The 11,768-nt window shown below is 64.2% G+C and carries 8 protein-coding genes; 5 read left to right on the top strand and 3 right to left on the bottom strand.

All coding sequences use genetic code 11. The features are described 5' to 3' along the window. Window positions 1-1,425, bottom strand: a complete 1,425-nt coding sequence (locus CHB87_RS11495) for a S8 family serine peptidase (RefSeq protein ID WP_089408555.1) — start codon at window positions 1,423-1,425, stop codon at window positions 1-3. Window positions 1,426-1,638: 213 nt separating this feature from the next. Here CHB87_RS11495 and CHB87_RS11500 point away from each other — a divergent pair, with 213 nt between their 5' ends. The 3 genes from CHB87_RS11500 to CHB87_RS11510 all read left to right on the top strand — a co-directional run bounded on the left by CHB87_RS11500 (window position 1,639) and on the right by CHB87_RS11510 (window position 7,991). Next, on the top strand, window positions 1,639-3,831 hold the full coding sequence (locus CHB87_RS11500; protein WP_089408556.1) for an alpha-ketoacid dehydrogenase subunit alpha/beta: 2,193 nt from the start codon (window positions 1,639-1,641) through the stop codon (window positions 3,829-3,831). 138 nt (window positions 3,832-3,969) lie between these two features. After that, a complete protein-coding gene (locus tag CHB87_RS11505; protein ID WP_089408557.1) occupies window positions 3,970-6,567 on the top strand; it encodes a DUF1800 family protein in 2,598 nt (865 codons plus the stop codon). A gap of 92 nt (window positions 6,568-6,659) precedes the next feature. After that, window positions 6,660-7,991 carry a DUF1501 domain-containing protein gene (locus CHB87_RS11510; RefSeq protein WP_245817945.1) on the top strand — a complete coding sequence of 444 codons (1,332 nt, stop codon included), beginning with the start codon at window positions 6,660-6,662 and terminating at the stop codon, window positions 7,989-7,991. 280 nt (window positions 7,992-8,271) lie between these two features. On the opposite strand, the gene CHB87_RS11515 is transcribed toward CHB87_RS11510, so the two are convergent. Further along, window positions 8,272-8,697, bottom strand: a complete 426-nt coding sequence (locus CHB87_RS11515; RefSeq protein ID WP_089408558.1) for a DoxX family protein — start codon at window positions 8,695-8,697, stop codon at window positions 8,272-8,274. 91 nt (window positions 8,698-8,788) lie between these two features. After that, on the bottom strand, window positions 8,789-9,724 hold the full coding sequence (locus CHB87_RS11520) for an alpha/beta hydrolase (protein ID WP_176441703.1): 936 nt from the start codon (window positions 9,722-9,724) through the stop codon (window positions 8,789-8,791). A gap of 133 nt (window positions 9,725-9,857) precedes the next feature. On the opposite strand from CHB87_RS11520, the gene CHB87_RS11525 reads away from it, so the two are divergent. Both CHB87_RS11525 and carA read left to right on the top strand, forming a co-directional pair. Further along, on the top strand, window positions 9,858-10,169 hold the full coding sequence (locus CHB87_RS11525) for a Rieske (2Fe-2S) protein (RefSeq protein WP_089408560.1): 312 nt from the start codon (window positions 9,858-9,860) through the stop codon (window positions 10,167-10,169). Between the two features lie 389 nt (window positions 10,170-10,558). Then, entirely contained in the window at window positions 10,559-11,692 is a 1,134-nt protein-coding gene (carA, locus tag CHB87_RS11530; protein ID WP_089408561.1) for a glutamine-hydrolyzing carbamoyl-phosphate synthase small subunit, read from the top strand. The last annotated feature ends 76 nt before the right edge of the window (window positions 11,693-11,768 follow it).

Below are 11,768 nucleotides of genomic sequence, written 5' to 3' on the forward strand. Positions count from 1 at the left end.
TTAGGGAAGAGCCACGGCGCTTGCGGTATTGATCTGGCCATTCACGGCGGTGCTGTACATGGCGGCGATGACGGTCGCGGCGTCCCAGGTCGGGTGGGCGGCGCGGATGAGAGCTGCCGATCCTGCCGCGAGCGCGGCCGAGGCGCTGGTGCCCATGGCCTGCACGTAGCCCTGGTGGCCGAGTCCGAAGCAACCGTAGCTGTGCATCTGGTCGATCGTGCTCGTCGAGGGCTGGGTTCCAGCGAGGCCAGAGCTGCATGCGCCGACGATCCAGCCGGTCGGTTTGGTGACGTCGTTCGCCGGGCCTTCGGGGTAGCTGCCGCCGGGGGCGGAGAGAGCGTTCAACGGCGCGCCGTAGTTGCTGTAGTAGGGCATGGTCACCGCACCGGCGACGCAGGCGGCGTTGGCCAGCAGGTTCTCGGCGCAGTCCGGGTTGGTGGAGGCGGTGATGGCGACCACGCCGCGCGCCTGCGCGGGCAGCTCGATGTAGCGCGGGTTCGAAAGATCGACGCCATCGTTTCCGGCCGCCGCGATCAGGATGACGCCGGCCTGGGATGCCGCGTAGGTGACGCGGTCGAAGGTCGCCTTCAGCCCCGCGCCGTCGCCGGTGGAGAGGTCGACGAGCGTGCCGAGCGACATGGAGATGACGTCCGCGCGGTTGGCGACGGCGTCGTCGATGCCCTGGAGCACCCAGCTCAGCAGACCGCTGGCCTGACCGGCTCCGCAGGTGGTCGCGTCGCCGGTGACGGCGGGCAGGCGCTCGAGCACCTTGATATTCAGGATCGTGGCGGCGGGGGCGACGCCGGCGACGTCTCCGGTGCCGGGGCCGAGCGCGCCGGCGGCGAGCGATGCGGTCCAGCTTCCGTGGCCGGTCTGGTCCTGCGGTGTGCCGTCGTCGCAGGGGCTGGGCAGGGCGGTCTGGTCGATCTCGGAGAGGTTGAGCGCGAGGTTCGGCGCGAGGTCGGGGTGCGTCGCATCGACGCCGGAGTCGAGGATGGCGATGCGTACGCCCTTGCCCTGCGTGGTCGCCCACTGGGTGGGGGCGCCGCCGGCGGCGCGCACGGCCCAGCCCTGCGGCGTGTTGTAGAGGCCGTCGTAGGACTGAAGCGTGTTGATCTGGATGGGCAGGTTGCTGATGGTGATGCTGGTGGCGGAGAGGACGCGGTCCTCGACGACGGCTTCCACGTCCGTCTGGGCGGCGAGGGTCTTTTTTGCCGACGCGGTATCGGTGGCTCCGATCAGCGCGATGCCGAGGCGGTCATGGCGGCGCAGCATGCGTGCGCCGGCGGCGTGCGCGCGCAACTCCGCGTCGGCCGGGACGACGCCATCGCGGTAGACGACGAGCAGACGGTGCTGCTGGGCCTGGGCGCAGGCGGTGATGAAAAGAGCGGCGGTCGCGAGAAGGATGCGTTTCGGAAGGTGCATGATGTTCCCCAGAGGCCTGTTCGGCTTGCTGCTGAGGTCTCAATCGGCGGGATGGGGCGGCGCCGGTGAGGATTTCCGGATTGAGGCAGCGGCGCCGGCGGAGGGTGTCTGAATATAGGAACGGGCTCAAGAACGAGGTTTCCTCCGCGCGGACATTTAGGATAAGGACAGCCGCCTGTCACAGGTGATAGAAATTCAGCAGAGGGGAAACGGATGGCGCGTCAGTCGAAGAACGGAGGGGCGGTACAGCAGGATGAGCCGGGTGAGCTGCAACGCTCATGGGGCGGGCTGTCCGCGGAGAAGCTGGTGGAGTTCTACCGGCTGATGTACCTCTCGCGCCGCACGGACGATCGGGAGATCGTGCTGAAGCGGCAGCAGAAGATCTTCTTCCAGATCTCGTGCGCCGGGCATGAGGCGCTGCTGGTCGCGGCCGGCATGGCGATGCGTCCGGGCTACGACTGGTTCTTCCCGTACTATCGCGACCGCGCGATCTGCCTGGCGCTGGGCAATACGGTCGCCGAGCAACTGCTGCAGTCGGTCGGCGCGGCGGCAGACCCGGCGAGCGGCGGCCGTCAGATGCCGTCGCACTGGACCAGCAAGCGGCTGAATATCGTCTCGCCCAGTTCGGCGACGGCGACGCAGTGCCTGCACGCCATCGGCTGCGCGGAGGCTGGGCGATACTTCCGCAACCGGCCTTCGTCCGCGGCCAGGGTTCCGGGCGACTACCGCGAGTTCAAGGATGTAAAGTTCGAGGCCGACGAGGTGGTCTACGTCTCGATCGGCGAGGGTTCTACCAGCCAGGGCGAGTTCTGGGAGTCGTTGAATACGGCTTCGAACGCGAAGCTGCCCGTGGTCTATGTGGTTGAAGACAATGAGTATGCGATCTCGACGCCGGTGGAGGCGAACACTCCGGGCGGCAACATCTCGCGGCTAATTGCGAACTTCCCGAACTTCCACTTCGCCGAGGTGGACGGCACCGACCCCATCGCCAGCTACACCGCGATGGTCGAAGCGGTGGCTTATGCGCGCTCCGGCCAGGGTCCGGCGCTGGTGCATGGGCACGTCGTGCGGCCGTACTCGCACTCGATGAGCGAGGACGAAAAGGACTACCGCGCGGCGTCTGAGATCGAGGCCGCGGCCCTGCGTGACCCCATCGCGAAGATGCACGTCTGGCTGCTGCGCGAGGGTATCCTAACGGCGGACGAGATCAAGGCGCTGGAGCTTGCGGTCGACGAAGAGGTGCAGGCCGCGGCCGATGCGGCCGTCGCGGCGGCGTTCCCGAAGGTCGAGGACATCCTCAAGCATCAGTACTCGGAAGACCTGAGCTGCACGGATGCCCGTTTCGATGTCGCGCCGCATCCGGCGGACGACTCGAACGAGCGCACCATGGCCGACCTCATCAACACCTGCCTGAAGGACGAGATGCGGCGCGACGAGCGGATCGTGATCTTCGGCGAGGATGTCGCCGATGCGACGCGCGTCGAGGCGCTGAAAGACCCGAAGGTGAAGGGCAAGGGCGGCGTCTTCAAGCTGACCAGCGGGCTGCAGACGGAGTTCGGTTCGGACCGCGTGTGGAACTCGCCGCTGGCCGAGGCGAACATCGTCGGACGCGCGATCGGCATGGCGGCGCGCGGGCTGAAGCCTGTGGTTGAGATTCAGTTCTTCGACTACATCTGGCCGGCGGTCCACCAGATGCGCAACGAGCTTTCCGTCATGCGCTGGCGGTCGAACGGCGCGTTTTCATCGCCGCTGGTGATGCGCGTTCCGATCGGCGGCTACCTGACGGGCGGCTCGCTGTATCACTCGCAGTCGGGCGAGAGCATCTTCACCCATACGCCGGGCATTCGCGTGGTGATGCCGTCGAACGCGCTGGACGCTCTGGGTCTTCTGCGGACGGCGATCCGTTGCGACGATCCCGTTCTGTTTCTCGAACATAAGCGGCTCTACCGAGAGACCTTCGGACGCGCTCAGTATCCTGGGCCGGACTATACGATTCCGTTCGGCAAGGCGAAGATCGTGAAGCCGGGCAAGGATCTGACGGTCGTGACCTACGGTGCCGTCGTGCCGCGCGCGTTGCAGGCGGCAGTCAAGCTCGAACGTGAAAAAGGCATTTCGGTCGAGTTGATCGACCTGCGTTCTCTCTCGCCGTACGACTGGGAGGCGATTGCGGAGTCGGTGCGCAAGACCAGCAAGGTGATCGTCGCGCACGAGGATATGAAGAGCTGGGGCTATGGCGCGGAGATCGCGGCGCGGATCGGCGAGGAGCTGTTCCACGACCTCGATGCCCCCGTCCGGCGGGTGGCGGCGATGGATACGTTTGTCGCCTACCAGCCTATTCTCGAAGATGCGATTCTGCCGCAGCCGGAGGATCTGTACCGGGCCATGGCGGAGCTGGCTGCGTACTGAGAGGCGCCCTTCATAGAAAAAAAGAATCGAATCCCGCCGCAACTTGATCGTGCGGCGGGGTTTTCTCTGGTGTGTGCCGAATTCGCTGGCGGGTGGTTGCTCGCCCGGACTAAGCTGGTTGCGCACGGAGGTTCGGTGATGAAGCTTGCATCGTCTTTTTTCCCTGGCTGGCGTCGCACGTTTACGGGTAGCTCGGTCCCTGCGATGGGGCGCGCCGGTATCGCTGCGATTCTTTGCGCGCTGATGGCGGGTCAGCCCGTGCTGGCGGAGGGAACGGCGCCGGTCGTCCGGCGCAAGGCGGTCGCCGCGCCGCAGCTTCAGGGCGATGAACGTGTGCTGCATGCGCTGAACCGGCTGACCTTCGGACCGCGCCCGGGCGACGTGGAGGCGGCGAAGGCGATGGGGCTGGATGCTTGGTTCGACCGCCAGCTCAACCCGGCTTCGATCGACGACTCGGCGCTCGACAAGCGGCTGGAACTCTTTCCCGCGATGCAGATGACGCAGGCGGAGCTGATCGAGCGCTATCCCAGTCCGCAGATGCTGCGGGATATGATCCGCACTAAGGCCGACCTGCCGGCAGACCCGGTCCTGCACGGCATCTATAAAGACCAGATCGCGTTTTACAAGAAGGCGCAGGCGAAGATCGAGGCGGCGGGTGGAGGCGTAAAGACAGCCGATCCGAAGGCGATGGACATGGACGCGACAATGGCCTACGCGAAGGGAGCTGCCGGACCATCCATGATGGGGGGTGCGCCCGTCGGTAGCGTCGGCGATGCACCGGATGGCGCGCCCCAAAGTGCACCTGCGAAGAAGCAGAAGAACGAACGCGTCAATCTACTGGGCGACCAGGTCGGAGCAGGCAAGAAGAAAGCGGCGGCCGGCGGCGACGCCATGGCGGCCGAGGCGGGCAAGGTTGCGGCCGGCGACTTCAACACCGACGATACGAATCTGGCTGGGCGCGGGCGTCAGCAGCATGCGGAGCAGTTCTTTCCCGAGGCGGAGACGCAGCGAATCCTGGCGCTCGATCCGGAGCAGCGCCTGCTGGCGATTCTCTCGATCGAGCCCGATCAACTTGTAAACTTCCGCAGGAGTCTGAGCCAGCAGGAGGTGGTTGGGCTGGCCGCTGGAATGAACCCGCTGCAGCGTGAGACCATCGCGTCGCTGCAGGGCTCGGCGCGGCTGGTGGGCGGTGAGGTGGTGGAGTCGCGGATGATGCGCGATGTCTACAGCGACCGCCAGTTGGAGGCCGTGATGACGGACTTCTGGCTGAATCACTTCAATGTCTACCTGCGCAAGAATCAGCAGGAGCCATACCTGCTGCCGGCGTATGAGCGCGAGGTGATCCGGCCGAACGCGCTGGGCAACTTCGAGCAACTGCTGGTGGCGACGGCGGAGAGTCCGGCGATGTTGATGTATCTGGACAACTTCCAGAGCGTCGGACCGGAGTCGATCGCGACGAAGCAAGGCGCGCGGCTGGCGCAGTACGCGAAGAATCCGCAGGTCAAGCAGGCTCTGAAGGATCGCGGGCTGAACGAGAACTACGCGCGCGAGCTGATGGAGCTGCACACGCTGGGCGTCCAGTGCGAGGTCAGCATGGACCACCCGGTCAGCAAGCTGGGCAAGGGCTGCGGCTCGGGCTACACGCAGGCCGACGTGACCAACGTGGCGAAGGTGCTGACGGGGTGGACGATCGAACGTCCGTACGGCGGCGGTCAGGGCGGGTCGGAGTTTCGCTTCGACGAGCGCCGGCATGAGCTTGGACCGAAGGTGGTGCTGGGCGTGACGATCCAGTCCAGGGGCGAAGACGAGTGGCTGGCGAGCATGAATCAGCCGGGAATCGGCGGCGGCGGACGTCGCGGCGGTCAGGGTGGGATTCAGAAGACGGCCATGGATGCGGAGGGTCAGGCCGAGGGTCTGCGGGTGCTGCATATGCTCGCGACCAGCCCGGCGACGGCGCGCTTTATCTCGCGGAAGCTGGCGGTCCGGTTCGTGAGCGACAACCCACCGGAGGCGCTGGTCGACCGGATGGCTGCGTCGTGGGTGGCGTCGAACGGCGACATCAAGACGGTGCTGCGCACGATGTTCAAGTCGCCGGAGTTCTGGTCGCCAGCGGTGTACCGCGCGAAGGTGAAGACGCCGGAGGAGTTCGTGGTCTCGGCCGTGCGGGCGAGCGGCGCGCAGGTGAACAACGCGCTGCCGCTGGTGCAGGCGCTGAACCAGCTCGGCATGGGTTTTTACGGGATGCAGACGCCGAACGGCTACTCGTGGAAGAGCGAGCCGTGGGTAAGCACAGGCGCGCTGGTGAGCCGGATGAACTTCGCACTGGTGCTGAGCGGCAACCGGCTTGCGGGGACGCGAACGAACTGGCCTCTTCTGCTGGGGTCTTCCGAGGGCAACCTGAAGCCGGTCGCGATGGATACCTCCGTCGATCCGGTGAAGATCGCGGCAGCCGCGAAGGAGCGTACGCTGGAAGGGATTCTGCTGGGGCAGCCGGTGAGCGAGAAGACGCGCGCGACCGTGCTGGCCCAGTCCGAAAACACTGCGGCGCCGGACCAGGCGGCGAAGGAGTTTGGCGCGGGGCAGAATACGGCGGCTGGAGATGGAGCCGTTCCGGCTACGGGCGCATTTTTGACCGGCGACATGGCGCGCCGGCCGGGGCAGCAGGGGGCGCAGGACAGGCAGGCGGCGGTGATCGCCGGGTTGTTGCTGGGTTCGCCGGAGTTTCAGCGGCGTTAGAAGGTTGTTTCGGTATTCGGACAACTTTCCGCCGCGCCATACGTTCAACTTAACAAGCATTGGTACGCAGCAGGGCACGCAGGAGGTTCGACATGGGATTCATGAAGATGGGTATGACCGACCGGAGCGACTGGGGATGCGACATGCATGGGCGCGACCTGGCCCGGCGTGGGCTTGACGGAACGGGCGCCTCGCGGCGCGCATTCATGAAAGGCGGCGCGATGGCGCTGGTCGGGACATCGGTGATTCCGAGCTTCCTGATGCGTTCCGTCATGGCCGAGGCGACGACGGCGCAGGCGGCCAATAAGAAGCTGGTCGTGCTCTTCCAGCGCGGCGCGGCGGACGGGTTGAACATCGTCGTGCCTTACCAGGAGAAGAACTACTACTCGATGCGGCCCACGATTGCGATTCAGCAGAAGGACGTGCTGGATCTCGACGGGCAGTTCGGTCTGCATCCGGCGATGGCGGCGTTCAAACCGCTGTTTGCCTCGGGGCATCTGGCGATCGTGCATGCGGCGGGTTCGACCGACACGACGCGCTCGCACTTTGACGCGCAGGATTACATGGAGTCCGGCACGCCGGGCGTCAAGGTGACGCAGGATGGTTGGCTGAACCGTGCGCTGCAGGTCGGCCCGGTAGGGAAGCCGTCGGCCTTCCGCGCGGTCGCACTGGGCACGCAGGTTCCGCGCACGCTGCAGGGCAAGCTGCCGGCGATTGCCGTCAACAATCTCGCCGACTTCTCGGTCGGCGGCAAGGGCCCGCAGACCTCGTCCATCTCGAACGCCTTCCAGGCGATGTATGACGAGAGCTCGGACGCAGTGCTGCATGGCACGGGTCAGGAGACCTTCGAAGCGGTGAAGATGCTGAAGTCAGCCGATCCGGCGAAGTACACGCCTGCGGCGGGAGTCACGTATCCGACGACCCCGTTTGGCAACAGTTTGAAGCAGATTGCGCAGCTTCTGAAGGCGAATCTCGGCGTGGAGGCGGCGTTCTCGGATATCGGCGGCTGGGATACGCACCAGAATCAGGGCGCGGCGAACGGCCAGCTTGCCAACCGGCTGAAGGAGTTTTCGGAGGGCATCGCGGCCTTTTGGAAGGACATGGGCGCGGACTCGGAGAACATCACGCTGGTCACGATGTCGGAGTTCGGCCGGACCGCGCGGCAGAACGGCACGGGAGGCACCGATCACGGGCATGCGAACGCGATGTTCATCCTGGGCGGCGGCGTCAAGGGCGGCAAGGTCTACGGCAAGTGGCCGGGCCTGAACAACGATCAGTTGAACGAGGGACGCGACCTTGCCGTGACGACGGACTTCCGCCGCGTGCTGGGCGAGGCTGCCTATAAAACGCTGGGTGCGAAGAACCTGAACACGGTCTTCCCGGGCGGCAATGTCAATCCGAGTGAGTTCCTGAACTTCGTTTAGCCATTGATTTAGCGGTAACTTGCACGATGAGGGCTGTGGTCTGCGGATTTTTGCAGGCCGCAGCCTTTTTTAGAAATATTCTGTTTCCCGTAGATTTATCCCGAAAATGAGGACAACTTTTTGTTCGAGGTTGCGTCTTATGAAGTGTAGTAAGAAATTTGCCGGACTTTCAGTTCCCTCGGTACCGGCTTCCCATATCCGCACTACCCCTCCCCTTCATCAAGTAAGGCGCCCTGAACACCGGGCGCCTTCACTCCTTAACCACCTGTTTTTTAGTTAGTTACGAGAGGCCGAACTTGCGGTCGAGCGCGAGGGCTCCCGAGCCGGTCAGCAGGAGCAGGAACGCCATGACGATGAGGGCGAGCGTGTACTCGGAGCTGGCGTAGCCGTGGCGAAGATTGACCAGGATCAGCGCGACGAGCATGTTGCCCGTGACCATCAACGCGGCGAAGCGGGTGAGCAGGCCCAGGATGAGCAGCAGGCCGCCGAGCAGCTCCGTCAGGAGCGAGACGTAGCCGAGCCAGTAGGGAAGCCCGAGCGTTGCGACGTAGTGATTCCAGATCTCGAATCCGGCCAGCGGGTGAGCGCGGTGCAGGCCGCTGGCGGGAATGAGCTTGGTGTATCCGTGATACGTCATCGCGATGCCTAGAACCACGCGGACGAAGAATAGACCCCAGGGTTGGAGGCGGTTGAGCCATCGGATCATCGGTTTTTCTCTCTCTGAATTTGAGGATGACAGAAAGAAAAGCAACGGCAAAGACGTAAAGCAGATTCCCTGCGGGAATGACAAATGAGGCTTACTGGTGTGTCAGTTGCGATGGGCCGGCGGGCAGGTATTCGTCGAGGAAGCGCTGAATCGTCTGAGGGAAGGCTGGACCGGTGAGCGCGCCTGAGACGATGAAGCTGGGAGTGGCGGCCTGGTGGAAGAGCGTCGCGAGCGACTGCGCGTCCGGCGGGGTGACGACCGGCGACGGACCGCCGGCGAGCAGCAGCTTCGGCGTCTTCAGGCTCTGGAGCGCGGTCAGTTCGAAACGTTCGTGGAAGAGCGAGTTCAAGGGAACCATGCCGGCGCGCGGGTCTTTACGGGCGAGCGCGAGCAGGTCGGGGTTGGGCGATTCGACGATCAGGGCGGGCAACTCCGGGTGAGCGACGGCGAGCTGCACGGCCAGCGCCGCGCCGAGACCCGCTCCGTAGGGCACGATCGTCTTCGCCGGTAGATGTCGCGTGTTCAACAAATAGTCGAGCGCGGCCGCGGAGTCCTCGGTCATGAGCTGCTGGGTTGGGTGGGTCGACTCGCTCGCGCCGAAGCCGCGATAGTCGAAGGCGAAGACGCTGAGGCCGGCGGCGTGCAGAGCCTCGAGTGGCGCGATCTGCCGGTCGAGATTGCCGGAGCCATCGTGCAGGTAGAGGACGGTTGTTTCCGCGTGGTTGCCGTCGCCGGGTATCCACCAGCCGTTGAGGCGGGGCTGGCCGGACTCGGTCGCGCCGAAGGCGATGGGCTGAAGCGGCAGCGTGGCCGTGGCGACGGCTTTGGGGTGTGTCGCGTCCGGGTGCAGCACGAGCTGCCACTGGCCCTGGTAGACGAGGTAACAGAGCGTGCCATAGCCGCAGAGCAGTCCGACGGCGACCATGATGGCGGCGGCCTTGAGCAGCCACATGGGGTCGACGACCTCGGGGTCTGCGGTTTGAATTCTGACGTTCGACTGCGGCTTTTTCGTCTTCTGTGTGGCCATGGGCTTCTGTGCTGAGGGTAGCATTTGTCGGTTCTCACGGGGGCGCCGCTATCGACGCGGACAAAAGACGGAGGCAGATTTCCCGCGAGAACGACAACAAGAAAAGCTCTACGATGATGTTGGAGGAGTTTGCATGGGGCAGTGGGTGCGGTTGTGTGGTGTGGCGGAGGCACCGAAGCCGGGCGCGGTGATGGAGACGGGCGCGGGTGGTCGGGAGATGTGTCTGGCGAACGTGGGCGGCGAGCTTTCAGCGGTGGATAACCTGTGTCCGCACCGGCAGGGGCCGCTGGGACAGGGCTGGCTGGAGGGTGCGGCGGTGGTTTGCCCGTGGCATTCGTGGGTCTTCGACCTGAAGACCGGGGAGTCGCAGTATCCGGTCCACGAGCGGGTGGATGTGTTTCCTGTTCGGATTGAGGGAGATAGCGTGATGGTGGAGATCGGCTGAGCTTGCCGGCGGGAATCAACGCTGGTTCGCGGTTTCGACTGAGGAAAAATTTATGTGCGACGAACGAAAATAGGCATAGGATTCTCGCATCTGAGGATGCATGGGTCCACGACCCTGGAGGTTTTCGCATGACGAAGTTCCGCAGTCTGATGCTCGCTGTCGTTGCACTCGCCGTTCTGGCTGGTTCGGTCATCCCGGCCCAGGCTCGCCACCACCACCGTCATCACCGCCATCACCGCCGCTAGTCTGGGTGGTATCGATTGTGAAGGGCCTGGCATTGCTGCCGGGCCTTTTGCCTTGTGTGAAAAGGATGTGACAGCTCGGAGGAACCGCCTCAACCTGATAGAATCGATTGAATCCACTCCTAATCGGATTCCGCAGGAGAGGCGATGCAGGCAATACTGGCGCTTGAAGACGGGCGCATCTTTCGTGGCAAGGGTTTCGGCGCGCGAGCGGAGTGCTCGGGTGAGGTTGTTTTCAATACATCGCTGACCGGCTACCAGGAGATCTTTACCGATCCCTCGTACGCGGGACAGATCGTCGTTCTGACGAATCCACACATTGGCAATTACGGTACGAGTCCTTCGGATGCGGAGTCGCGCAAGCCCTACATCGAGGGCCTGGTGACGCGCGAGTTTTCGCCGATGTCCTCCAACTGGCGCTCGACCGAGGTAGCGGACGAGTATCTGGAGCGCAATGGCGTTCCGGTGATCGCCGAGGTCGATACGCGGGCGGTGGTGCGGCACCTGCGGGCGTTCGGCGTGATGCGCGGCGTGATCGCGAGCGGCGAGCACCTCGACGAGGCAGCGATGGTCGCCAAGGCGCGGGCGATCAAGAAGATGGACGGGACGGATCTGGCCTCGGTCGTTTCGACGAAGTCCATCTACGAGTGGTCCGACGCGGAGCCGAAGAATCAGACCGGCGATAAGCTGCTGAAGCCGTCGCACACGGGCGACAAGATGCACGTGGTGGCGTACGATTTCGGCATCAAGGAGAATATCCTTCGCATGCTGGCGCGCGAGGGCTGCCGCGTGACGGTGGTTCCATCGCGGACTTCGGCTGAGGATGTATTGGCGTTGAATCCTGACGGCGTCTTCTTCTCGAACGGACCTGGCGACCCGGAGCCGCTCGACTATGCGATCGAGAATGTGCAGAAGCTCAAGGGCAAGGCGCCGCTGTTCGGTATCTGCCTGGGACACCAGATCTTCGGTCTGGCGCTGGGCGGCAAGACGTACAAGCTGAAGTTCGGCCATCATGGCGGGAATCACCCGATCATGAACCACCAGACGGGCAAGGTGGAGATCACGGCGCAGAACCACAACTACAACGTCGACCCGGCTACGCTGCCTGCGGATGTCGAACAGACGCACACGAATCTGAACGACCAGACGCTGGCCGGGTTGAAGCACAAGACGGACCCGATGTTCAGCGTGCAGTACCATCCCGAGGCCAGCCCCGGACCGCACGACTCGCATTATCTCTTCAAGGATTTTCGGAAGATGATGGAAGAGTGGAAGAAGTAGTTTTTGAGATTGAGCTTGATGAGGGCGCGTTTCAGTCGCGCCCTTATCAACGCGGGTAAGACATGAAAGCGAGTAG

The sequence above is a fragment of the Granulicella rosea genome (assembly GCF_900188085.1).
Lineage (GTDB): Bacteria > Acidobacteriota > Terriglobia > Terriglobales > Acidobacteriaceae > Edaphobacter > Edaphobacter rosea.

Excerpts from the sequence above, each read along its gene's own strand:
- CHB87_RS11495 (WP_089408555.1), bottom strand. The coding sequence starts at position 1,425 with ATGCACCTTCCGAAACGCATCCTTCTCGCGACCGCCGCTCTTTTCATC.
- CHB87_RS11500 (WP_089408556.1), top strand. The coding sequence starts at position 1,639 with ATGGCGCGTCAGTCGAAGAACGGAGGGGCGGTACAGCAGGATGAGCCG.
- CHB87_RS11505 (WP_089408557.1), top strand. The coding sequence starts at position 3,970 with ATGAAGCTTGCATCGTCTTTTTTCCCTGGCTGGCGTCGCACGTTTACG.
- CHB87_RS11510 (WP_245817945.1), top strand. The coding sequence starts at position 6,660 with ATGGGATTCATGAAGATGGGTATGACCGACCGGAGCGACTGGGGATGC.
- CHB87_RS11515 (WP_089408558.1), bottom strand. The coding sequence starts at position 8,697 with ATGATCCGATGGCTCAACCGCCTCCAACCCTGGGGTCTATTCTTCGTC.
- CHB87_RS11520 (WP_176441703.1), bottom strand. The coding sequence starts at position 9,724 with ATGGCCACACAGAAGACGAAAAAGCCGCAGTCGAACGTCAGAATTCAA.
- CHB87_RS11525 (WP_089408560.1), top strand. The coding sequence starts at position 9,858 with ATGGGGCAGTGGGTGCGGTTGTGTGGTGTGGCGGAGGCACCGAAGCCG.
- carA (WP_089408561.1), top strand. The coding sequence starts at position 10,559 with ATGCAGGCAATACTGGCGCTTGAAGACGGGCGCATCTTTCGTGGCAAG.